The 22,015-nt window shown below is 60.3% G+C and carries 20 protein-coding genes and 5 pseudogenes; 20 read left to right on the top strand and 5 right to left on the bottom strand.

Annotation, left to right across the window (positions count from 1 at the left end; translation table 11 throughout):
• The first annotated feature begins 37 nt into the window (after positions 1–37).
• The 12 genes and pseudogenes from N2599_RS21850 (at position 38) to N2599_RS21905 (ending at position 10,593) form a co-directional block, all read left to right on the top strand.
• Complete coding sequence (locus tag N2599_RS21850; protein ID WP_027511337.1) at positions 38–931, top strand: LysR family transcriptional regulator; 894 nt, start codon at positions 38–40, stop codon at positions 929–931.
• Positions 932–988: 57 nt separating this feature from the next.
• Positions 989–1,116: pseudogene (locus N2599_RS37880) on the top strand (NAD-dependent epimerase/dehydratase family protein); the annotation flags it as partial.
• A gap of 293 nt (positions 1,117–1,409) precedes the next feature.
• Entirely contained in the window at positions 1,410–2,285 is an 876-nt protein-coding gene (locus tag N2599_RS21860) for a LysR family transcriptional regulator (protein WP_027511336.1), read from the top strand.
• Between the two features lie 114 nt (positions 2,286–2,399).
• A complete protein-coding gene (msrB, locus tag N2599_RS21865) occupies positions 2,400–2,843 on the top strand; it encodes a peptide-methionine (R)-S-oxide reductase MsrB (protein ID WP_027511335.1) in 444 nt (147 codons plus the stop codon).
• Complete coding sequence (msrA, locus tag N2599_RS21870) at positions 2,844–3,350, top strand: peptide-methionine (S)-S-oxide reductase MsrA (RefSeq protein ID WP_027511334.1); 507 nt, start codon at positions 2,844–2,846, stop codon at positions 3,348–3,350.
• Between the two features lie 248 nt (positions 3,351–3,598).
• A pseudogene (locus N2599_RS21875) lies at positions 3,599–3,924 on the top strand (OsmC family protein); the annotation flags it as partial.
• 284 nt (positions 3,925–4,208) lie between these two features.
• Positions 4,209–5,075 (top strand): formylglycine-generating enzyme family protein, encoded by an 867-nt coding sequence (locus tag N2599_RS21880; RefSeq protein ID WP_245209269.1) that lies wholly within the window; start codon positions 4,209–4,211, stop codon positions 5,073–5,075.
• Positions 5,076–5,200: 125 nt separating this feature from the next.
• On the top strand, positions 5,201–6,445 hold the full coding sequence (locus N2599_RS21885; protein ID WP_027511331.1) for an ABC transporter substrate-binding protein: 1,245 nt from the start codon (positions 5,201–5,203) through the stop codon (positions 6,443–6,445).
• Positions 6,446–6,520: 75 nt separating this feature from the next.
• A complete protein-coding gene (locus N2599_RS21890; RefSeq protein ID WP_027511330.1) occupies positions 6,521–7,408 on the top strand; it encodes a carbohydrate ABC transporter permease in 888 nt (295 codons plus the stop codon).
• A complete protein-coding gene (locus tag N2599_RS21895) occupies positions 7,408–8,244 on the top strand; it encodes a carbohydrate ABC transporter permease (RefSeq protein WP_027511329.1) in 837 nt (278 codons plus the stop codon). Before N2599_RS21890 ends, N2599_RS21895 begins: the two co-directional genes overlap by 1 nt.
• Positions 8,245–8,262: 18 nt before the next feature.
• Entirely contained in the window at positions 8,263–9,546 is a 1,284-nt protein-coding gene (locus N2599_RS21900) for a sulfatase family protein (RefSeq protein WP_027511328.1), read from the top strand.
• On the top strand, positions 9,547–10,593 hold the full coding sequence (locus N2599_RS21905) for a LacI family DNA-binding transcriptional regulator (RefSeq protein WP_051336673.1): 1,047 nt from the start codon (positions 9,547–9,549) through the stop codon (positions 10,591–10,593).
• Between the two features lie 109 nt (positions 10,594–10,702).
• On the opposite strand, the pseudogene N2599_RS21910 reads toward N2599_RS21905, so the two are convergent.
• Positions 10,703–11,071 (bottom strand): annotated as a pseudogene (locus N2599_RS21910) (amino acid permease); the annotation flags it as partial.
• Between the two features lie 71 nt (positions 11,072–11,142).
• On the opposite strand from N2599_RS21910, the gene N2599_RS21915 reads away from it, so the two are divergent.
• From N2599_RS21915 to N2599_RS21940, 6 genes are all read left to right on the top strand, one after another.
• On the top strand, positions 11,143–12,153 hold the full coding sequence (locus N2599_RS21915) for a LacI family DNA-binding transcriptional regulator (RefSeq protein WP_027511325.1): 1,011 nt from the start codon (positions 11,143–11,145) through the stop codon (positions 12,151–12,153).
• Between the two features lie 24 nt (positions 12,154–12,177).
• Positions 12,178–13,455 (top strand): ABC transporter substrate-binding protein, encoded by a 1,278-nt coding sequence (locus N2599_RS21920; protein WP_027511324.1) that lies wholly within the window; start codon positions 12,178–12,180, stop codon positions 13,453–13,455.
• A gap of 61 nt (positions 13,456–13,516) precedes the next feature.
• A complete protein-coding gene (locus tag N2599_RS21925; protein ID WP_027511323.1) occupies positions 13,517–14,368 on the top strand; it encodes a carbohydrate ABC transporter permease in 852 nt (283 codons plus the stop codon).
• Entirely contained in the window at positions 14,365–15,198 is an 834-nt protein-coding gene (locus tag N2599_RS21930; protein ID WP_027511322.1) for a carbohydrate ABC transporter permease, read from the top strand. The genes N2599_RS21925 and N2599_RS21930 overlap by 4 nt, the downstream gene beginning before the upstream one ends.
• A 13-nt stretch (positions 15,199–15,211) precedes the next feature.
• The gene (locus N2599_RS21935; protein ID WP_027511321.1) at positions 15,212–16,270 is read left to right on the top strand and encodes an ABC transporter ATP-binding protein; all 1,059 of its coding nucleotides are present in this window, start codon (positions 15,212–15,214) and stop codon (positions 16,268–16,270) included.
• A gap of 21 nt (positions 16,271–16,291) precedes the next feature.
• Complete coding sequence (locus tag N2599_RS21940; RefSeq protein WP_027511320.1) at positions 16,292–17,575, top strand: MGH1-like glycoside hydrolase domain-containing protein; 1,284 nt, start codon at positions 16,292–16,294, stop codon at positions 17,573–17,575.
• A gap of 311 nt (positions 17,576–17,886) precedes the next feature.
• Here N2599_RS21940 and N2599_RS21945 read toward each other — a convergent pair whose 3' ends face one another.
• A complete protein-coding gene (locus N2599_RS21945) occupies positions 17,887–19,080 on the bottom strand; it encodes an RNA-guided endonuclease InsQ/TnpB family protein (protein WP_260308540.1) in 1,194 nt (397 codons plus the stop codon).
• 75 nt (positions 19,081–19,155) lie between these two features.
• Between N2599_RS21945 and N2599_RS21950 the strand changes: the two are divergent.
• A pseudogene (locus N2599_RS21950) lies at positions 19,156–19,347 on the top strand (IS200/IS605 family transposase); the annotation flags it as partial.
• 57 nt (positions 19,348–19,404) lie between these two features.
• Positions 19,405–19,599 (top strand): annotated as a pseudogene (locus N2599_RS21955) (type II toxin-antitoxin system RelE/ParE family toxin); the annotation flags it as partial.
• Positions 19,600–19,719: 120 nt separating this feature from the next.
• On the opposite strand, the gene N2599_RS21960 reads toward N2599_RS21955, so the two are convergent.
• From N2599_RS21960 to N2599_RS21970, 3 genes are all read right to left on the bottom strand, one after another.
• Positions 19,720–20,922: an MFS transporter gene (locus N2599_RS21960; protein ID WP_027512921.1), complete on the bottom strand. Its 1,203-nt coding sequence runs from the start codon at positions 20,920–20,922 to the stop codon at positions 19,720–19,722.
• Positions 20,923–21,206: 284 nt separating this feature from the next.
• The gene (locus tag N2599_RS21965) at positions 21,207–21,647 is read right to left on the bottom strand and encodes a type II toxin-antitoxin system VapC family toxin (protein ID WP_027512919.1); all 441 of its coding nucleotides are present in this window, start codon (positions 21,645–21,647) and stop codon (positions 21,207–21,209) included.
• Entirely contained in the window at positions 21,647–21,886 is a 240-nt protein-coding gene (locus N2599_RS21970) for a FitA-like ribbon-helix-helix domain-containing protein (protein ID WP_027512918.1), read from the bottom strand. Before N2599_RS21970 ends, N2599_RS21965 begins: the two co-directional genes overlap by 1 nt.
• Positions 21,887–22,015: the final 129 nt, after the last annotated feature.

Consider the following 22,015-nt stretch of genomic DNA (forward strand, 5'->3'; position numbering starts at 1 on the left):
GCGGTAATAAAGCCGCAGCCATTAGGGAGGTTCATGAATGAAGCGCGAGGATCTTGCCGATCTCAGCGCCTTCCTGACCGTCGCCGAGGAACAGAACTTCACGCGCGCGGCGGCGCGCCTGGGGGCGTCACAGTCGGCATTGAGCCATACAATCAGGCGGCTCGAAGCCCGCCTCGGAGTCCGTCTTCTAACCCGGACGACGCGTAGCGTCGCACCGACCGAGGCCGGTGAAAGGCTGCTTGCGACATTGCGGCCGGCGTTGGACAGTATCGGCGCAGAGCTGGCGTCCTTGAGCGAACTTCGCGACAAGCCGGCGGGAACGATACGGATCACGACGTCCGAACACGCCGCGACCACGGTGCTGTGGCCGGCCATTCAAAGGCTCCTTCCTGAGTACCCCGATATCCACGTCGAACTCAGCATCGATTCCAGCTTCACCGATATCGTGGCCGAACGGTTCGACGCCGGTGTCCGCCTGGGCGAAGCCTTGGCAAAGGACATGATCGCGGCCCGCATAGGTCCCGACCTCCGGATGGCCATCGTCGGATCGCCGGAGTACCTCACCGACCATTCGAAACCGACGACGCCGCAGGATCTCGCGTCGCATCGCTGCATCAACCTGCGCATGCTGAGCGGGGGCGGCCTATATGCCTGGGAGCTCGAAAAGGACGGGCGCGAACTTCGCGTGCGTGTCGATGGCCAGCTCGCGTTCAACAACGTGAACATGATCGTCCGGGCGGCCGAGGCTGGATTCGGGCTCGGGTTCGTCATGGAGGATCATGTCATTGACCAGCTTTCCGACGGCCGCCTTGTGAGGGTGCTGGAGGACTGGTGTCCTGCTTTCGCGGGCTATCACCTTTACTATCCTAGCAGACGGCAGCCGTCGGCGGCTTTTTCGGTCTTGGTCGATGCTCTTCGGTATCGTGGCTGACCAGTTCATGTGGTGTCCGCTGCTGTGAAAGGAAGCGGCCCATCTTCCGATGTCGGCCCAGAACCTCCGCGCGTGAGCGTGGAGGACGCGCTGAAATCGGCAGGCGAGGAAGCGGTCTACTACCGCACCCCTTTGACCGGCGCCTCCAACAGCCGTCACGGCCACTTCTGTGGAAGGGTGCTTGATGCGTTGCCGCCCGTGGGGGTCGACCAATTCCGGGCCGCGCTTTCGTTCCGTGCGCCTCAAGCGCGAGCCAAACCATGACCGCGCAACGGCTCTCCTGATCCATGGAAGGGCAGCTGTGACCGCACTGCCCCCGCGGTTGAATTTCACCTGCACGGGGTACCTTATCGGTGGCGGGCGCTCTCCAACAGTGGCACATACTGATCTGTATTCACTCATGGGCAGGCTAGCAACCAGCACATCTCGCTTCGACTTTGATGGCAATCTTTGTCAGAACCTACGCAACAAGTGATCCATGGACATCAATCACGTTAGATACTTCCTCAATTTGGCCGAAACCCTGAACTTCACCGAAGCCGCGCGCAGAAGTGGCGTCTCGCAGCCAAGTCTCACGCGAGCAATCCAGCGTCTCGAGGAAGAATTGGGCAGTCCGCTGATCTATCGCGATGGCAAGGACAGCCGGCTTACGGCGCTCGGCCGGGACGTCCAGGCCGAGTTCATGCGGATTGAACTCGCACTTAGAAACGTGCGCGAGCATTCCGAGAGCACGGTGCTCGGCCGGCGGCGTATTCTCGACATCGCGGTTGCCCCGACCATCGGCCCCGCTGCCTTTGCCGCATTCTTCGATGACGCGCTTGGGGAGCTTTCTTCCATAAAGGTCCATATGCATCAGCTCTTGGCCGGAGAAGGTGCGGACGAAGTGCTTTCGGGCAAATATCACGCTTGCATCTTGCCGCGGGCGCCCCGTCCCAACCCCAAGCTCAACGTCGTGCCGCTGTTTCGGGAGCGATTCCTCCTTGCCTGTGCGGAGAACCATCCGCTGGCGGGCAAAGACGTTGTCAGCACCGAGGCGATTGCAGCCTATCCCTATGTCGACCGGCTGGCCTGCGAGTTCCACACCGAGATCACCGAACACCTGATGGACCATGACGCGGTCATGCAACCGCGCTTCAGTGCGGAGCGCGAGGACTGGGTCCAGCAAATGGTAGCCGAAGGCCGCGCAATCTGCATCATGCCCGAGCGGTCCGTCGTAGTGCAAGGCATAGCGACCCGCCCGGTCGAGGGGATATCGTTGGAGCGCGAACTGGTATTTGTAACGGTCTCCGGTTCCGGCACACCGCTCGAGATCCGCAAGATCGCGCAGATGGCCGCTCGGCACGACTGGGCGTGAGCGGGGCAGAACGGAATTTACGTACGGCTATCGAATCTATGCAGACCCGATATTGGGAATCCCCACGGGCCTTCGCCATATTCAGGCAACAAATCCAAGAACGGAGATAGGGCAATGACCTATACAAAGACCGACGAAGCGGTCAGCAAGCTCACACCCGAACAGTATCGGGTGACCCAACAGAACGGCACCGAACGCCCCTTCACTGGGGAGTATCATGACAACAAGAGACCGGGGATCTATGTCGACATCGTTTCCGGCGAACCGCTGTTTGCCTCCGCCGACAAGTTCGATTCCGGCTGCGGCTGGCCGAGCTTCACCAAGCCGATCGTGCCGGCAAACGTCAAGGAGCTGCGGGATGATTCTCATGGTATGACCCGTACCGAGGTGCGCTCGGCGCATGGCGGCAGCCACCTCGGCCACGTCTTTCCCGACGGTCCTCAAGACCAGGGCGGCCTGCGTTACTGCATCAATTCCGCCGCACTGCGCTTCATTCCGCGTGGGGAAATGGAGGCCGAGGGCTATAGTGCGTATCTCAACCAGGTGGAGGATATCTAAATGACCGAGAAAGCTGTTCTAGCTGGTGGTTGCTTCTGGGGAATGCAGGACTTGATCCGCAGGCTCCCCGGGGTCATTGGGACCCGCGTGGGCTATACCGGCGGCGATGTGGCGAACGCGACCTACCGCAATCACGGTACCCACGCCGAAGGCATCGAGATCATCTTCGATCCCCAGACGATCAGCTACAGGCGGATTCTGGAGTTCTTCTTCCAGATTCACGATCCGACGACAAGAAACCGACAGGGCAACGACGTCGGCGCCTCTTACCGCTCGGCGATCTACTACGTCGACGAGGAGCAGAAGCGAATAGCCGAGGACACCATCGCAGACGTCGACGCTTCGGGCCTGTGGCCGGGCAAGGTGGTGACCGAGGTCGAGCCGGCGGGAGACTTCTGGCAGGCGGAACCGGAGCACCAAGATTACCTCGAGCGCTACCCTAACGGCTACACTTGCCACTTCCCGCGTTCCGGCTGGGTGCTGCCTCGGCGGTCGGCGGCCGAATAACCGGCCGCCTGTCTCTGGCCGGACGGGTTGTCGGCGCATTCGAACCAACTCTGAAAAGCCCGGCGGATGCGCCGGGCGCACGGAATGGGCCCGCTGCGCAGTTTAGACGCCTCTCACCAAGGAGCGCCGGTAGTGCCGGCGCTACACTGACACGGCAGATCCGGGCAAAGATCCGGCTCGGGACGAACATCTACGCAGTCGCTCTCCGTTGCTGATGCCCCACGGATTTGGCGGCAGCGCGCCGCATTGCAGCGGCCCTGGCCGTCGCCAAGGACATTCCTGACGTGCGCGCCGTTGCCACGATCGGTGCGCCGGCCGATGGCGGCCACGTGTTGAAGAATTTCGGGACGAGCCTCGAGGAAATCGAGAAGAGCGGTGTGGCCGAAGTCGATCTCGCCGGGCGCACCGAAGCGGAACGCAGCGGTAGCGGCAGGATTGATCGTTTCGAGCGCGTCATTTCCATCGATGGCGAGGTCTCCGAGGAGACTCGTGGTAAGATTGCCGAATTGCCGACAAATGCCCGGTCCATCGCACGCTCGAAGCTGTGGCGAAGACAAAGACCGTCGTGAAATAGGAAGGTCAGCAAGCGCCTCCTGGGGCGCGCTGATCAATTTTCGTGAAGCCGGAGCTGGCGAAGCGCCCTCGCCAGCATCCAATCTGAGGCGGAAATTATTCACAGCCTATGAAGCCGGCAGTGTCCGGATTGCGCAAAAGCCATTGCGCAACGTCCGTAGACCTTATTGTATCTTGGTCCGGAACCTGCCTTTCGACTGACCGACGAATGACACTATGAAAAGTTGCTGCCTCCCAACCGAAATATCGAAGAGATCGGACGCCGGTTCGCCGACGCAGGCGCCAGTGCATCGAGCTCTATCTCCGGTCTCTGTCGATACGGCACAGATTCCAGGCGGGCTCGTGCTGGTCGGGACAGACAGGCCGTACCTCCCGGCGGACGGGGAAGGTCCGGTCCGCAAGCTCCGGCTCAAGCCGTTCCTGCTCGCGAAGGCAGCCGTTAGCAATTCGCAGTTCGCTGATTTCATTGCGGCCACGGGTTACATCACCGAGGCCGAGCAGCTGGGCTGGTCCTATGTGTTTTACCAGCATGTCGATCCTAAGGTTGCGACGTCAGGCGTCGTCGGCGCTGAATGGTGGCGGCGTGTCGAGGGCGCCTGCTGGCATGCGCCGTTCGGACCTGGTTCCGATGTCGAGGCATTCAAAGATCATCCTGTCGTTCACATCTCATGGCAGGACGCGGTTCAATTTGCCACTTGGGTGGGCGGACGGCTTCCAAGCGAAGCCGAATGGGAACATGCAGCGAAGGGCGGTCTCAGTGGCGCGATTTATCCCTGGGGCGACCGCCACCCGGAAGATGGCTTCACCCCGTGTAATATCTGGCAGGGCCGGTTTCCGGAGTTCGACAGCGGGGTGGACGGTTACAAGGGGCTTGCACCCTCCGTCTCGTTCGAGCCGAACGGATTTGGACTGTACAACATGGCGGGAAACTGCTGGGAATGGACTGCGGACGTGTTTCGCGTGAGGTCCTTGCGCAAAACGTCGCAATCCCTCAACGCCATGGCACGGCAGGAAAGCCGCCGCGCCCTCAAAGGCGGCTCATACCTCTGCCACGCGTCCTACTGCCACCGGTACCGTATCGCTGCTCGCATGGGCAGCACCGGCGATTCGACCACCGGGCATATTGGCTTCCGCGTCGCTTTCGACATTTGATCTGGACTTCGGTTGACTTGGAAGGCTGCATAAGTTAATCCATTAACTTGCCGGTTTCATCGGGCCTTGAGGAGGGTTCCCGTGGAGAATACGCCGGCTTGTCGGATGTCTCTGGGAGAAGACACATGAAACTTGCCAATCGATTGAGCCGTTGCATTGCAGTTGCGCTATGCCTGTATGGCGTTGGAGGCGCTGCGCGGGCCGAAACCCTTAAAGTCTATTGGAACGCCGGCCATGCGTATCAAGCATATGCCGACGTCATCAAGAAATTCGAGGCGGACCACCCCGGCTGGACGGTCGAATGGGGACGCTTCCAATGGCCGGATCTGCGCACCAAGCTGGTGGCCGATCTTTCGGTCGGAAATGCGCCGGACCTCGTTGCCGAGCCTGGCGGCTGGGTGCCGGAATTCGGCTTGCAGGGCATGATTACGCCGCTCAATGACTTTGTCGCAAAAGACGGCAAAGAGATGGGCTATCCGCAGGACTGGCAGGATTTCTCCGTCGAGCGCAACACGATCGACGGCAAGTACTACGGCATTCAGTTGCACCTGACCTGTGCGGCATTGGTCTATAACGTGGACATGTTGAAGGAAGCCGGCTTCGACAAGCCGCCGGCCAATTGGCAAGAATTCCGCGAGGTCGCGATCGCGACCAGCAAGCGCGGCAGGTTCGGCTTTGCTCCCAACCAAGTGGCGACGTACTACACACCATGGATCTACCAGAATGGCGGCGCCTTATACGATGCCGCGGTCAAAAAGGTCGCTTTCGACAGCCCGCAGTCCGCACAGGCAATCCAGTTCGTGGCCGACCTCATTCATAAGGATAAAGCGGCACCCTTGCCAGTGGCCGGAGCCGACTACGAAGGCCCGCAGAAGCTGTTTACAGCCGGCCGGGCGGCGATGATCCTGACCGGCCCATGGGACGTTAGCCCGATCAAGACAGGCAATCCCAAGCTGAACTGGGACGTCGCACCGTCGCTGACGGAAAAGCAGCAGGCGACGATGGCAGGTGGCGTGAGCCTTTTCATCCCCAAGACGGCCAAGCATCCCGCCGAAGCGTGGGACCTACTCAAGAGGTTCGTTGCGCTTGACACCGAACTTGCAGCCTCGTTGCCCAACGGCATGACCATGCCGCGCAAATCCTGGGCAGCCGATCCAAAGGTCAAGGCAGATCCCGTGCTCGGCAAATTCAGCCAATGCCTGCCTTACGCCGTCGATTCAGCCGCCAAGCTTGCGCTCACGGGCAAGAATGCTGTCGTACAGGATCTCTTCAAGACGGCCGTGCAGGACATCCTTTACAACGACAGGCCTGCGCAGGAGGTTCTCTCCGACTATGCGGCACGAGCCAACGCGGCACTCGCCAACAAGTAACGAAGCAGCAGCGGCCGTGCGTTTAGCACCGTCGCTGCCGCCCCCGAGATCAATGTTCTGACGGAGGTCGTCGGCATGAGGCTGCCTAACAGTCGCAAGGCCCGGGAGGCCGGATTCGCCTATATCGTCCTGCTGCCCGCCATCGCATATTTTCTGGTCTATTTCTTCTATCCGATCGTGGTGGAACTCTGGGCCAGTTTCTTTCGAGGTCAGCCGCTCATTGGCCAATCCGAATTTGCAGGCTTTGACAATTATCGTCAGGCCCTGATGGACTCCCGTGTACGCGCCGCCTTCGGCCGCACCGTGGTGTTTGCGACACTCGGAACGGTTTTCACCCTGGTGCCAGCCCTTTGTCTGGCGGCCATTCTCAGCGGCCCGATCAAGGCGGCCACGACGATTCGTGCCATCATCTTCTTTCCGTATATCATCTCGTTCGTGATCGTTGCCCTGATGTGGAAGAGCCTGCTCGATCCCTATACCGGCATACTAAACGCGCTGCTCTCCTATCTGGACCTTCCCACCCAGAATTGGCTGAGCACACCATCGACGGCCCTTCCGACAATCGTCGCGATCACCGTATGGAAGGACATCGGCTACGCGATGCTGATCTACATTGCCGCCATCCAGGGTATTCCCAAGGATCTCTACGAAGCCGCCGAGGTCGATGGCGCCTCGCCCGCGCAACGGTTCAGGCGAATAACAATTCCCTTGCTGATGCCGACCACACTCTTTCTTGCGGTCATCAGCACGATCGGTCACCTTCAAGATCTATCCGCGCCCTATCTGCTGACGGGCGGCGGTCCGGCCGAGGCGACCCGCCTTTACGCATTGCACGTCTACGAGGCTGCGTTCCTGGAGCTCAACATCGGCTACGCGTCGGCGCTCTCGTTCCTGATGTTCGTTGCGATCCTGGTGATAACGTTCCTTCAATTCCGTTTCCTGAACCGGGAGGTGGTCTATTGATGACGGCCCGCTTCTCCCACCGCACGCCCCTTGCCACCTTTGCCGCCTATGGCACGCTCAGCTTCTTCGTCATCCTTGCGCTCTTTCCATTCTTTTACATGATCTCGCTGTCTCTGCAGAGCGACGCCGACCTCTCCAGCGGCGTGCCCGTGCTGGTTCCCTCAGTGCTGCAGTTCTCCAACTACGTGGCGATCTGGGAAAAGGCACCGTTTGCCCGGTTCATTCTCAACAGTTTCATCGTCGCCGGCGGCATAACTGCGCTCCACCTCTTCTTCGACCCGCTCGTCGGCTATGTATTTGCAAAGCTGGAGTTTTTTGGAAAGCGGGCTATGTTTGCCGCGCTGCTCTCCACGCTGATGCTGCCATTCTTTATCCGAATGATCCCGCTTTACATCCTGACCGCAAAAATGGGCTGGTTGAACACCTACCAGGGCCTCATCATGCCGTTCGCCATGAGCGCTTACGGAATTTTCCTGATGCGCCAGTTTATCCGTCCGATTCCGGACGACCTGCTTGATGCCGCGCGTCTCGACGGGGCGTCGGAATGGCGCATCTATCGATCGGTTGTCTTGCCGCAGCTTGGCCCGCCGATGGCAACGCTTGGCTTGCTGACCTTCGTGTTCCAGTTCAACGAATTCCTGTGGCCCCTGGTGGTCGTAAGCTCCGTCGAGATGCGGCCGATTACGACAGGGCTGACTTTGTTCAATTCGGAGTTCTTCACGCAATGGAATTTGACGGCAACGGGCGGGGTGATCCTGTTTCTCCCGAGCTTCCTGCTGTTTGTCTTCATGCAACGCTATTTCGTGCAGTCGGTGATGACGTCCGGAATGAAATGAGCCATGGAAAGGTAGAGAATGAGTGCTTCTCCCAATGTCATCGTCTTTTTTACCGACCAGCAACGCTGGGATACGGTCGGGCTTCACGGTCACCCGTTGAAGCTGACGCCGAATTTCGACCGCCTTGCCGAAGCCGGGATGTTCGTGCCGAATTCCTTCACCTGCCAGCCGGTGTGCGGACCCGCGCGCTCGGCGCTGCAGACCGGCCTTTATCCTACGACGACAGGATGCTACCGCAACAGCATCCCCTTGCCGAGCGGCCAAAAGACGCTCGCGCACTGGTTCCGGGAAGGAGGCTACGAGACCGGCTATATCGGCAAATGGCATCTTTCAGGCAGTGAGCCGGTTCCTGCATCTGAACGCGGCGGCTACGAGTATTGGCTGGCGTCCAACATTTTGGAATTCACGTCATATGCCTACGATACAGCGGTGTTCGATGGCGAAGGCGAGCGCGTCAAGCTTCCCGGCTACCGTGTCGACGCCCTGACCGACGCGGCGATCCGGTTTGTGGCGGCAGACCATGAAAAACCATACTTTCTTTTCCTATCCTTCATCGAGCCGCACCATCAGAACGAGTTCGACAACTATCCTGCGCCTGTCGGCTACGAGGAGCGGATTCGAAAACAAATGGAATTGCCGCCTGATCTTGCGGCCCTTGGCGGATCCTCGGATGAGCACTATCCGGGCTATCTCGGAATGATCCAGCGCCTGGACGAGGCGCTTGGGCGACTGACCGATGCACTGACGAGCCTCGGCCAGCTCGACAACACGATCATTCTCTTCACCTCGGACCACGGCTGCCATTTCAAGACCCGCAACAACGAATACAAGCGTTCTTGCCACGAGGCGTCGATACGCGTGCCGACCTTCTTTCACGGTCCCGGATTCATGGGAGGTGGAAACCATCAGGGCCTGGTCAGCCTGATCGATCTACCGCCGACGCTTCTTGCTGCTGCCGGATTGAAGGTGCCTGCTGCGATGCAGGGAAGGTCGATCCTCGATGAACGGCCCGGTGGCGAAGAAGACGTGCTTGTGCAGGTCAGCGAACATCATGTGGGTAGGGCACTGCGGACGCGAAGATGGAAATATGAAGTCACAGCACCAGATCTCAGCGGTTGGGACGACATGGACAGCGCCAACTATGTCGAGACCCATCTCTATGACCTAGAAAACGACCCTTACGAGTTGGAGAATCTCTGTGGCCGGGATGGCTATGAGGATATAAGAAGGCGGCTGCGCGAGCGGCTGTTGGAGCGGATAGTCGCCGCCGGCGAGAAATGCCCGAGGATTACGGCGACCTGAATGAGCAGTCAAGATATACATGACGGGGAACGGCCGGCGACGAGAAGCGAGCGATCCGTAACCGTTGCCGACGTTGCTCGGCTTGCCGACGTATCCACCGCCGCTGTCTCCTTCTATTTCAGCAACCGCCAGGAACATCTGAAGCGCGTTGGGACGGAAGCACGCGAGCGCATCCGTGCCGCAGTCGAGGAACTGGGCTACGTCCAGAACAAAACCGCTCGCCACTTGCGTCGCCAACAGAGCGAACGCATTTGCATCGTCCTGCCGAAGCTTGGCATACCCTATGCCGACAAGATGGTTCACGATCTCGGATCGGTGGCTGTGCAGCAGGGGTTGCTGCCGATTGTGTTAACTGGCTCCACGATCGGTGCAGTCCAGAAAATCCTGGGCGAGGTTGAAGCAGGTCTGGCCGATGGCGTAATCGCTGAAGCCGGTTTCCTCACCGAGGAGCAGGTCGGGCAGGTATTTGCGCACTTCAACCGACCCTGTCTTGTCATCCATCCCACAGCACGACCTCGATCCTATTCTGTCCTTAACAACGGTCTGATCGACGCGCTTGAGTGTGCGTTCGATGATCTTCTGCACAAGGGACATCGCGATTTCGTCTACATTCAAAATGCCGAAATGCCGCATAATCCGCGAATTTCTGCGCTGAAGGCGCGTGCGGTGACTGCTGGTCTGTCTGTGCTGATCACCACAATGGCGGGAGCGGATGCTCGTGAGGCTACTGCTGGGTGCGCGCGACAGATCGCTGAAATGGCAAAGCGGCCGACAGCGATCCTGCTTGACTCCGACTATACGGCCGTGACGCTGATCGAGGAGTTTTCCCGCCTCGGCATTCGAGTGCCAAGCGACATTGCCGTCCTAGGCTGCGGCAACGCCGAGGAAGGCTTTTACTGCAATCCCCGCTTGACGACGATCGGTCCGGAATGGCTTTCGCTACTTGAAGCTGGCCAGCATCTCATCGAGAGTCTCGCCGCCCAGAAGCCCGTTGAGGCGAAGGCATTCTATACGCCCTGGAGGTTCATTCCGCGAGAGAGCGCGTGACAGCGGTGTTTTGGGGGATGCCGCGCCGCGAACTACGGATCGCCACTGCGTGATCCTACCGAATAATCGCCGCCCTCACGGAGAGCGGCGATAAGTATCTTCTTGGACGTTAGGCCGGAAGTTGGAAGATCCAGTTTGCAATCAGCACAATCGCCAGACCGCCTGCAAGGGCGACATAGGGCAGAATGCCGGCCTTTTTCGTGCCAAGATCCTGGCCTGTCAGGCCCAGATCGTCCATCGCTCCTGCAGGGAATTTTCCGCCGTCCCGCACATAATGGCGATAGGCAAAGACCGGGAGGATGACGGCGGCGAAGGCGAAGCCGACCCAAAGTGCGTTGGCATAGCCCCAGACCTTAGCGCCGGCACCCAGGAAGAGGGCGTTGACGAAGGCGAGAACCGTGTTGAGGCCCATCAGCCAGCTCGGCGCCTTCCAGGGACGTTCGACATGGCCGGAATCCATGCGATGTCCTGTTCCTGTTCCAAAACGTTTTGGCTTGATCTCCAAAACGTTTTGGTTCATATTGACGCTGTATCTGGGAGGATACAGCAGTGTCTAATCTGAAACAGCTGGCCCAGTCGCTCGGCCTGTCGATCACCACGGTATCGCGTGCACTCGACGGCTATCCGGACGTATCGCCGGCAACCCGCGAACGCGTGCGGGAAGCGGCAGCGCTTACCGGGTATCGTCCCAATGCCTCTGCACGACGCCTGCGCAAACAGCGCGCTGAACTTGTCGCCGTCACACTCCCGAGTGATCCGGGGCACATCGGCCCGCCGCACTTTCTCGATATGCTCTCCGGCTGCGCCGAACATCTGGCCACAGCCGGCCTCAATCTTGTGATTGCCCCCGTGCCGCGGGGCGAGAGCGAGCTCGACATGTGCCGCCGTTTCGTCGACGGGCAAAGGGTTGACGCCATGCTGCTCGTGCGCACGAAGCGCAGGGACGAGCGCGTGGAATTCCTGCAGGCGCGGAGCATTCCGTTCGTCACCAACGGCCGGACCGAGTCTGTCGTGCCGCATCCCTATCTCGACGGCGACGGTTTTGCCGGATTTCAAGCGGCAAGCCTTCGTTTTCATGCCGAGGGTCATCGCCGGATCGCTCATATCGCCGGCCCGCAGGACTATTACTTTGCCCATGTCCGCCGCATGGGCTGGCAGGCAGCCATGGAAGAAAGCGGCCTTTCAACGGAACTTTGCGCCGAAGGCGCCCCGACCGAGCAGGGCGGATACCTGGCGGCGCTGGAATTGCTGCGCCATCCCCGTCGGCCAACCGCGATCGTCTGCGCGACAGATGAAATGGCGATCGGTGCTTTGCGGGCGCTTCGCGAAATTAAGGGCGGGGAGACGATCAGCATCGTCGGCCACGACGATCTGCCAACGGGCGCTTTTGCCAGCCCGCCGCTCTCCACTATGCGCATGGCAGGCGAGAACCTGGGCCGCAGCTTTGCCTCGCTGCTGCTTCGCGCCATTGCAGGCGAGCCTTCGGAAGAACTTCAGGAACTGCACCCGATCGAGTTCGTCGACCGCGAGAGCCATCGGCGTGCGCCGCCAAATGCATAGAGAAGAACCAAAGAGGAGGAGAAAATGAAACATCTAGCGTCACTTGGAATTCTGGCATCGACCGTCCTTTTGGCCGCAACGCCGGTGCTTGCCGACACTGTATTCTTGTCCACGCAGCTTCGCCCGATCGCAGAAGCGACCGTGGTTCGCGAAGAGTTGCTCAAGGGCGTTCAGAACCCGGTCGACTACGTGGTCGAGGAGCCGCCGCAATTTGCCGTCCGCATGGAGGCCGAGCGCCAGGCCGGAGCGCACACGATCAGCCTGGTCGGCGCTTTGCATGGCGAACTGTCGCCGCTTGCCGACAAGGACGGACTTGAGCCGCTCGACGATGTCGCCAAGGCGCTCGCCTCGAAAGGCATGCCGCAGCCTCTGCTCGATCTCGGCAAGCTCGGCAAGTCCAGCCAGCAATATATCCCTTGGATGCAGGCGACCTATGTCATGGCCGCCAGGAAGGATGCCCTGCAATACCTTCCCCAGGGCGCTGATGTGAACAAGCTCACCTACGATCAACTGATCGAATGGGGCAAGAAGATGCAGGAAGCAACCGGCCAGCCGCAGATCGGCTTTCCAGCCGGGCCAAAGGGACTGATGTCCCGCTTCTTCCAGGGCTACTTCTATCCGTCTTTCACGGGCGGCGTGGTGCGGCCGTTCCAAAATGCCGATGCTGCAGCCGGCTGGGAAAAGCTGAAGGAGCTCTGGGCGGTCGTCAATCCGAACTCCACCAATTACGACTTCATGCAGGAGCCGCTGCTTGCCGGCGAAGTCATGGTCGCCTGGGATCACGTTGCCCGCCTCAAGGAGGCGATTTCCTCCGAGCCTGACCAGTATGTCGTCTTCCCGGCACCAGCTGGACCGAAAGGCCGTGGCTACATGCCGGTTGTCGCCGGTCTCGCCGTTCCGAAAGGCGCGCCCGACAAGGCTGGCGCATTCGCCGTCATCGAACACCTGACGACGCTCGACACCCAATTGCTCACCGCGCAGAAGGTCGGCTTCTTCCCGACGCTCGATGCCAAGCTGCCCACCGACATCGATCCCGGCGTCGGCCTGCTGGCGGCTGCCGTCAACGCGACCCAGAGCTCGCCGGACGCGCTGATCTCGCTGCTTCCGGTCGGCCTTGGCGACAAGGGCGGCGAGTTCAACAAGGTCTATATGGACAGCTTTCAGCGCATCATCCTGCAGAACGAAGCCGTCGGCGACGTCCTGAAGGCGCAAGGAGCAACGCTTGCGAAGCTGATGAGCGACACCAAAGCCCCGTGCTGGGCGCCGGACGCCAAGAGCGACGGAGCCTGCCCTGTCGAATGAGCCTCTGGCCCGGACGCCCTGTGTCCGGGCCTCTTCCTGCAAAGTCGCGAGGCGAAAGCCAATGCCGAACAACCGCCCCTGGATCCCCTATCTGCTGATCTTGCCCTCGGTGGCGTTCCTGGCGCTGCTCTTCGTCGTGCCGCTCGTGCAGACGATCTGGCTTGCCGTCTCCGACAATGGCATGCCGTCGCCTGCCAATGTCCAGCGTATGATGGGCGACCTCAATTTCACGCGCTCGGTTCAAAACACGTTTCTTCTGACGCTTGCCGTTGTGCCGGTGCAGATCGTCATTGCGCTCGCCATGGGGACGATGGTCGCGAAAGTGGCGGCCGGTCGGGAAACGATCCTATGGATCTGGACCATTCCGCTTGGCATTTCCGATCTTGCCGCCGGTCTCGTCTGGCTGTCGATCCTGCAAAACAGCGGCTATCTCAATTCGTTCCTCTACGGCCTCGGCATTATCGAACGGCAGGCGAGCTGGCTTTCCTACCAGACGCCTTTCGCACTTTTTCTCGGCATAGCCGCCGCAGAGATATGGCGGGGAACGGCGATTGTGATGGTCATCATCGTTGCCGGCCTCAATCAGGTGCCGAAGGAATACCGGGAAGCGGCAGAGATCTTCGGCGCGGGTCCCTGGACGCGCTTTTACCGCATCACCCTGCCACTCATCCGGCCCGCGCTGCAGTCAGCGCTCATCCTGCGTACCGTATTGGCCTTCGAGGTATTCGCCGTCGTCTATGCCCTTGGCGGCCGCAATTTTCCGGTGCTGGTTGGCGAGGCCTACAACTGGCAGAACCAGAACCAGAACTATGGCGTTGCCGCAGCTTACGCGGTTCTCATCATGCTGATCTCGCTTGCAGCCACCATGTTCTATCTGAAGGCGATCAGGGTCGATCCGGAGCGTCTTCCATGAGCACGACGACCGGCACCGCAAGCTTCGTCTCGTCCCGCCGCATTCTGCTGTGGAGCGGGGTCGCCGTCCTCTGTGCCTGGGTTCTGGTGCCGATCTATCTGATCGCGCTCGGCGCCTTCGGCGGACGCAGCGCCGTCTACCTCTGGCCGAAGACCGGCCTGCCGACCGGCCTTTCCTTCGAGCCCTTCCTGCTTTTCCTGAGGACGGAAGGAGTTCTCGGCTCCTTCCTGAACTCTCTTGGAGCCGCGGCGATCACGGTTGCCCTTTCCCTGCTTCTCGGAGCGCCCGCAGGCTATGCGCTGGCACGCTATAATTTTCACGGCAAGGATTCCTTCCGGCTCATGGTTCTTTTGACCCGCGCCTTTCCTTTGGCAATCCTTGCGCTTCCGCTCACCGTTTCCTTCATCCGTCTCGGCCTCTACGACACGGTCACTGGCGTCGGTCTCGTCCATACCGTCCTTGCCCTGCCTTTCGCGGTTCTTGTGACACAAGGCATCTTTCTCGGCGTTCCGAGAGAGCTCGAGGAAGCGGCATGGGTCTTCGGCTGCTCGCGTATCCAGGCGTTCTTCAAGATTGTCGCTCCCCTTGCCCTTCCGGGTATCGCAGCGACCGCCGTCTTTGCCTTCGTCATCTCCTGGAATGAGGTCTTTGCCGCTTCCGTGCTCACCGTCCGAAACCGGACGCTGACGGCTTACCTGCTGACCGTGTTGGCGGAAAGCCCGATGCATTACCGCTTTGCAGGCGGCCTCATGCTCATCCTGCCATCCGTGGTCTTCATCTTCGCGGTCAGGCGCTACCTCTTCGCGATCTGGGGCATTTCATCCAAGTAACGGGAACAGTTTCATGGCCAACATCGTAATCGACGGCATCCGGAAGAATTTCGGCGCGTTCCAGGCACTGAAGGAGGTCTCGCTGACGGTCAACGACGGCGAGTTCGTTTCACTTCTCGGCCCCTCCGGCTGCGGAAAGACGACGCTCCTGCGCATCATTGCCGGTCTTGAATCCGAAAGTGCCGGCGACATTCGGATCGGCGATCGCTCGGTGGTCGGGCTTCAGCCGAGGGACCGCGGCCTTGCCATGGTTTTCCAGAACTATGCCGTCTTCCCGCATATGACCGTCTTTGAGAATGTCGCCTTCGGCCTCAGGATGCAGAAGGCCGAAGAGGGGCGTGTCAGGCAGCAGGTCGAAAAAGCGGCAGCTCTCCTCCATATCGAGCCATATCTCGACCGCTATCCGAACAAGCTGTCGGGCGGCCAGCGCCAGCGCGTGGCCGTTGCGCGGGCGCTTGCCGTCGAGCCGAAGGTTCTGTTGATGGACGAGCCGCTTTCCAATCTCGATGCGCTGCTGCGCCTGGAAATGCGCACGGAGCTGAAGACCGTTCTCCAATCTTCCGGCACGACGACGATCTATGTGACGCACGACCAGACCGAGGCGATGGGCCTTTCGGACCGGATCGCCGTCATGCACGACGGCGAGATCGAGCAGGTTGGCCATCCCGTCGACATCTACAATCATCCCGCCACGCGGTTCGTCGGGGGCTTCATCGGCAATCCGCCGATGAATTTCATCCGCATGCCGGTGACGGACGGGCACGTGATCGCGGGCAGCGAGCGCTTCTCGGTGCCGCCGGAATCCGGGCGCGAGATCGTCCTCGGGATGCGCGGCGAAGCCGTCGTGCTTGCGCCGTCGTCAGAAGGATTTCAAATGCGCGTCCGCGTCGCCGAGCCGATGGGTTCGCATCTACTTTTGACAGGATTGATCGAGAACCAGCCCGTTCGCGTCATCCTGCCGGCTGCCGAAAAGGTCGCGAGCGGCGACGTCATCGGCCTGAAACTCGATCCCGCGCGCATCTCTTGGCTCGCCCCCGATAGCGGCAAGGCCTATCTGGCGACCGCTGCCTGACGAATATCTGGAGTAAATGGCATGACGAAATACATCGATGAAGCCAAGGCGATTTTGGCGGCGAACGATCGTGGTGGCTACACCGTTCCGACCGACCGGCTTTATCCCTTTCAGTGGAACTGGGATTCGGCCTTCGTAGCCATGGGGTTTGCCGCCTACGACATCGATCGCGCCTATCGTGAGCTCGAACGCCTGGCCGAGGGACAATGGGCCGACGGCATGATCCCGCATATCGTATTTCATCAGCCGAGCGACAGCTATTTCCCAGGGCCTGACGTCTGGCGCACGGACCATGTCATCCCAACCTCCGGTATCACGCAGCCGCCGGTCTTCGCGATGGCTCTTCGCCAGATTTACGAAACGGCGGTCGCAACGGGCTCCGTCGCAGAGGAGAGAACCCTGGCGCTCTACGAAACTGCCCTGAAGTGGCACCGGTGGTGGTACCGTGCGCGTGATCCGGAAGGCACCGGTCTTGTCGCTCTATTGCATCCCTGGGAAAGCGGCAGCGACAACTCACCCGCCTGGGATATCGCGCTTGCCCGCGTGCCGACCGTCACACAAACCGTAGTCGTTCGAAAGGACACAGGCCATGTGGACCCAGCGATGCGCCCCCGCGACGAGGACTATAACCGATTCATCCACCTTCTTGACACCTATGCGGACTGCGGATGGGATCCGGCTAGGCAATGGCAAAGAGCCGAGTTCAAGATCGCGGATGTCCAGACCAGCGCGATCCTCCTCAAGGCCGGCGAAGACCTGCAATATCTTGCCGGCGTGCTCGGGCGCGGAGACGAAGGCGACGAGATCGCAGCGCTGAACGAGCGCACGCGGCAGGCCCTGAAGGCGCAGTGGCGTCCTCATTTTTCGCGTTTCGTCTCGCGCGATCTGCTTGCCAGCCAGGATGTCGTCGCAGCCACGCAGGCCGGCTTCATTCCTCTTCTTGCGCTCGATCTTGATGAGGCGACAGCCGAAGCTGCAGGGGCGGAAATGCGAAAATGGTGCAAGGGTATGCAAGTCGCCTTCCCGACGACCGAGCCCGGATCCGCAAGTTTTGAGGCCAAGCGCTATTGGCGCGGCCCCGCCTGGGCGATCATCAACTGGCTCCTGATCAAGGGATTACATCGTAACGGCCAGGCAGGATTTGCAGAAGAATTGCGCCGCTCGACGATCAGCGCGATCGAGAAGGAAGGCTTTGCCGAGTATTTCGACCCGAAAACCGGCGAAGGATGCGGTGGGCTCGGATTCTCCTGGACGGCAGCGGCTTACATCGCGCTTGAAAGGGCGGACAGTTCCGCAATTGTATAGGAGCCACCACCACCAACTCCGAAATCCGGTGCCCGGTTGGAGGGGCTTAACGCGGCCGGGCGCTAATTGCTTCCAAGCTAGAGTTTAACGCGATTCTCCCCGAGTGCACGACTATGCCGCCCTATGCCACCGTTGTTGAGGGAGCGACGGGCCCGCCAGTCTGCGACGCCTATTCGATGACGTGCTGTGGTGCCGACGTCGCAGTTGAAGGGAACGCGGCTGTTCTTGCCAATTTTTGCCATTGCTGGATCCTCCGTATGAGCACGTTAACATCTTCCCCGCAGTGAAGGAGGGGATTTTCAGGGGCGGCTTTAGGCCGCCCTTTCGAGTCCTCGGCTCCCGCCGGAAGTCTCCGACGCCGCCGATGGCCGTGTTCCGGCCAGGAGTATGTTGACCGCCGCGTTGACGTCGGCGTGGTCTGCGTGTCCGCAGGAGAGGCAGAGGAACTTCGCTTGGTTTTCGCGGTTTGCCTTGTCCCTCGACCCACACTTTGAGCAGGTCACGGACGTGTATCTCGGATCGACCTTCACGACGGTTCCGCCGAGGAAGGCCAGCTTGTAAGTCAGCAACAGCTCGAAGCGGTACCACGCCGCCGCGAGGATCGAGCGATTGAGGCCAGCCTTCCGGGCGACGTTCTTGCCCGGCTCTTCGACGGTCCCTTTCGCCGAGGCGCTCATGTTCCTGATCTTCAGGTCCTCGAGGACGGCCGTCCCGAAGCGCTTCGCGATGCGCGTCGTCGTCACGTGTTGCCAGTGCAGCCGTTGGCGCGCCGCCTTCGCCGCGATGCGCGCGGCGTGGCGTCTCGCCTTGGCCTGGCGCTTCGAACGGCTCTTGCGCCGTGCGGCTGTCCGCTGCCACTGCTTGTGGCGGTCGTCGAGGTTGGACGGCGGCATCGCGTGCATCTCGCCGGTGGAGAGCGCCAAGGTGTTGACGATGCCGCGGTCGATGCCGACGGGCGGATTGTCGTTTTCCGGCGTCTCGTGTTCGAACGCGCAGGAAAAGGCGATGTGCCATCCGTTGGCCGCGCGCACGACCGTGACGTTGCCGACCGCGCCCCGGATCGGGCGGGTGTAGCGGAACTTGACGGCGCCGATTTTCGGGAGCCGCACCCGCGCCCACTTCGCGTTCAGCACCTCGATGGCGCCGACGCGGCTCGACGGGAAGCGCAACGCGTCGTTGACGAACTTGCGCCGCGGCTTCGGGTAGCCCGCCCGTCCGGCAAAGAAATTCCGGAACGCCTGGTCGAGGTCACGCAGCGCCTGTTGCTGCGCGTCGATCGGGCATTGTGCCACCCACGGCACCTCGGCGCGGATCGCCGTCAGCTCGCGCGCCTGGGACGGGTAGGAGATGGTCTTTCCCTCGGCCTTCTTGAACTGCCGCCAGAAGGAGGATCGCTGCTCAAGGGCGATGTTGTAGACGAGGCGCACGACGCCGCAGCAGCGGGCGAAGAATTCCGCCGTCTGCTGGTCAGCGTAAATCCTGTACTTGTACGCGCGGTTCGGCATGCGATGGTTGTATCAAACGGCCGGCGGCATTTGCAATACGGAGTATCGCACGGGAAGACATCGTGTTTTGCGTTGCACGTTCATTTGGTCCAGCTGTCGAAGCTCGTCAACAGTCTCAAGGGCGTGTCGAGCCGCCTGCGGGAAGCGAGGCCGGACGTGGCGGGGCGCTCCTTCAAGGGCGTGTTGTGGTCGCCGTCATATTTCGCCGCGTCATGCGGCGGCGCGCCTTTGGACATTGTCCGGCAGTATGTCGAGACCCAAAGGTCGCACGCTTCCTCCCCGCCCTTGAAGGACGGCATTTCCGCGCGCGGTTCCGATGATCTGATCACCAGCCATCCGGTGGCCGGATCATTGCGGTCTGCATACGAGTTGGGACTACCTGACGTGCGGAGCGTTTCGATGAAGCGATATCCCTATCTCATCCTTAATCATGACCGGCCAGATCATGTCGACGTATGGCGTGTGCTTCATGCTAAACGCGACATTCAGCAGTGGATGCAGTGGCCGGACAACCATTGAATTCGAACGGTTCCGCAGCTATGGGACCTTGAAAATTTGCGAAAGATCGGCCGTCGCCGTCTTTGTTTGATCATCGTTGGCTTAGGACCTGCTTTCTTTATCCCGACGGTAGTCGTGCCATCAAACAGCTCGAAGTCTGGTGTTGCAGTACATCAAAAGCCCAATTCCGCTGATTCCAAAGAGCGCTCCGATAATTGACGTCCCCGAATAGGTCGTGATGAAACTGCCGATGGCGAAGACGAGCGCGCTCACGCCCGCGCTGAGAAAGATGTTGACGGATATCAAGGCGCTGCCAAGGCCTGGTCGCTCTGCAATGAGATCCTGGAGGTAGGTGATGGGGATGCTGATCAGCGCTGCCGCACCAATGCCGCTGATGACCGTCAGGGCGTAAGCGTGCCAGCGCTCTGAAGCAAGGCCGAGCAGCAACAGGTAGGCGGCGTATATGATAGTGCCGGTTACCAGTGCTGTAACCTGACCCGTCTGCTTGAGAATCCGCGCCCATACGATGATGAAGACGATCTCAAGGACAGCGACGACGCCGACGATAATGCCGACATCGGCCAATGTGCCGCGAGCGGCGTCGGTGACGATCAAGGGTAGGATCGCGTCGTTGATGTGGAGCGCGCTCGTGATGAGGGCCACGGCAATCACGCGCGCAAGGATTCTGGGCGAAATCACCTCGCCAAGCGCTGCGAGATGAGAAAGGTGATGTGTCGCCGCCTTGTCCGTACCCTTTTGGCGCGGCGGGAACCGACTGATCAGGCCGAAGCAGCAAATGCACGAGATGCAGGCGAAAAGATAAGCCGGCAGCATGCTAGCAGATTCGGAAAGCAAGACGCCTGTGACGCCTGGCACGAGCACCCAGGAAAGGGAAATCATTGACCGGATGCCGGAGTTGACTGTCGCGATGTCCGTGCCGGACATGCCCCTGGTCGCCGCCCGTGCGTTGGCAAACAAAAGCGAGTTCAAAGAACCGTAGACCGGCAGGAGCAGAAGGACGCTGAGAACGAAAATGCCCTGAGATGGAAAGATATAGATTGCCCCATATCCCGCGATTCCGAATGCGGCCGCGAGGAACATCATGGAACGATATTCGCCAAGTCGGTCGGCGAGATTGCCGAGCAGGATGCTGACGATGACGTTGACCGCAGCGGCGGCAAAAATGAGTGCCGAGTACAGGCCGTTCGAAAGGCCGAGCTCGCGGATAGCGACGACCGACCGGTAAGGTCCCGTCGCGGCGCTTGCAAACCCGAAAGTGAAGATCGCAATCATGCTGACGCGGATAGCGGGACTGCGGAAGACATCGGGAAAGAGACGGTGCATGGTGGTCCGGATAAAAAAGAGAGGCAGGCGGCGGATGTTAGCCTTTGTCCGGGGCCCGAAATGAAAGACAATCAGTCATGCCAGCGCGCTGAAAAGCACGCCTGCCGTTGTCGTCGAACTTGCGGCCGACCGGTCGCGTCCGGCGAACAATGGCAAAATGAACCTTGATCTTCAAATCCGCGAAATTCTCGGCGATAAAGGCGGGGTTTAGGATCAGACATTGCACATCAGCTCCTCCGACCAGTTCGTCTTGTACCGCGTTGGTCCTCGTCTGTTCGCATGATTCAGTGTGCGCCGCTCTGGATGGTTGCCAGCGAGACGCACGACCTTGCCATCTCATTTGATGCGCGCTCGGTGATCACCCGCAGCAGCCGTTCATCTGCCGTCACGAACCTCGACCTCGTTTGGGCCGCTGCCGCCAAGTAGGCGCAATCATATGCCGGGTGCGAAAGTTCGATTGCAAGTCTCGTTGCCCGCTCCAGTAAGCCGGTCATCGAGAGGACCGCTATTCCGGAGCGTTCAAGCAACCGCGCTGCAAGGACTGCTTCATCATGCATAAGCTCACCGCGTTGTGTCTTCTTCCAGAGAATGTTGGCGCATTCCGGAATGAGAAGCTCCGGGGCAGCAAACCTGAACCGCGAGCGCAGATCGACGGCGGCGTGAGTGCCCTCTTCCTCCACGACCCATTTTATCGCGATGCTGGCATCGATAATCAGCGTCTCCATTACCGCTCGTCTCGGTCTTCGCGTAGGAGCACCTCGGAGGGTGTCTGTTTGCGTGAGGCCGTCAGCTTCCGCAGTTCGGCCGCGAGATCGTCGAAATCAGGTTCGGACTCGTTTGCCAGCGCCTGGCGCAGGATCTCCCGATGCTCGGCTTCCGCCGAGCGGCCGTGGCGGGCGGCGCGCATCTTCAGCTTCGCGATCAGGTCATCATCAAGATTGCGTACATGCAGGTTTCCGGCCATCGATATGGCTCCAATGCTATCATTGAGGGCAATGATAGCAGGCCCGTCATGTCCGCGCAATCACGGGAAGGAAGGGGAAGAAGGGATCTTAAATAGACGTCAAACGACATAAAAGGCAGGCGCGAAATG

Source organism: Rhizobium sullae (genome assembly GCF_025200715.1).
GTDB lineage: Bacteria > Pseudomonadota > Alphaproteobacteria > Rhizobiales > Rhizobiaceae > Rhizobium > Rhizobium sullae.

Excerpts from the sequence above, each read along its gene's own strand:
- N2599_RS21850 (WP_027511337.1), top strand. The coding sequence starts at position 38 with ATGAAGCGCGAGGATCTTGCCGATCTCAGCGCCTTCCTGACCGTCGCC.
- N2599_RS21860 (WP_027511336.1), top strand. The coding sequence starts at position 1,410 with ATGGACATCAATCACGTTAGATACTTCCTCAATTTGGCCGAAACCCTG.
- msrB (WP_027511335.1), top strand. The coding sequence starts at position 2,400 with ATGACCTATACAAAGACCGACGAAGCGGTCAGCAAGCTCACACCCGAA.
- msrA (WP_027511334.1), top strand. The coding sequence starts at position 2,844 with ATGACCGAGAAAGCTGTTCTAGCTGGTGGTTGCTTCTGGGGAATGCAG.
- N2599_RS21885 (WP_027511331.1), top strand. The coding sequence starts at position 5,201 with ATGAAACTTGCCAATCGATTGAGCCGTTGCATTGCAGTTGCGCTATGC.
- N2599_RS21890 (WP_027511330.1), top strand. The coding sequence starts at position 6,521 with ATGAGGCTGCCTAACAGTCGCAAGGCCCGGGAGGCCGGATTCGCCTAT.
- N2599_RS21895 (WP_027511329.1), top strand. The coding sequence starts at position 7,408 with ATGACGGCCCGCTTCTCCCACCGCACGCCCCTTGCCACCTTTGCCGCC.
- N2599_RS21900 (WP_027511328.1), top strand. The coding sequence starts at position 8,263 with ATGAGTGCTTCTCCCAATGTCATCGTCTTTTTTACCGACCAGCAACGC.
- N2599_RS21905 (WP_051336673.1), top strand. The coding sequence starts at position 9,547 with ATGAGCAGTCAAGATATACATGACGGGGAACGGCCGGCGACGAGAAGC.
- N2599_RS21920 (WP_027511324.1), top strand. The coding sequence starts at position 12,178 with ATGAAACATCTAGCGTCACTTGGAATTCTGGCATCGACCGTCCTTTTG.
- N2599_RS21925 (WP_027511323.1), top strand. The coding sequence starts at position 13,517 with ATGCCGAACAACCGCCCCTGGATCCCCTATCTGCTGATCTTGCCCTCG.
- N2599_RS21930 (WP_027511322.1), top strand. The coding sequence starts at position 14,365 with ATGAGCACGACGACCGGCACCGCAAGCTTCGTCTCGTCCCGCCGCATT.
- N2599_RS21935 (WP_027511321.1), top strand. The coding sequence starts at position 15,212 with ATGGCCAACATCGTAATCGACGGCATCCGGAAGAATTTCGGCGCGTTC.
- N2599_RS21940 (WP_027511320.1), top strand. The coding sequence starts at position 16,292 with ATGACGAAATACATCGATGAAGCCAAGGCGATTTTGGCGGCGAACGAT.
- N2599_RS21945 (WP_260308540.1), bottom strand. The coding sequence starts at position 19,080 with ATGCCGAACCGCGCGTACAAGTACAGGATTTACGCTGACCAGCAGACG.
- N2599_RS21960 (WP_027512921.1), bottom strand. The coding sequence starts at position 20,922 with ATGCACCGTCTCTTTCCCGATGTCTTCCGCAGTCCCGCTATCCGCGTC.
- N2599_RS21965 (WP_027512919.1), bottom strand. The coding sequence starts at position 21,647 with ATGGAGACGCTGATTATCGATGCCAGCATCGCGATAAAATGGGTCGTG.
- N2599_RS21970 (WP_027512918.1), bottom strand. The coding sequence starts at position 21,886 with ATGGCCGGAAACCTGCATGTACGCAATCTTGATGATGACCTGATCGCG.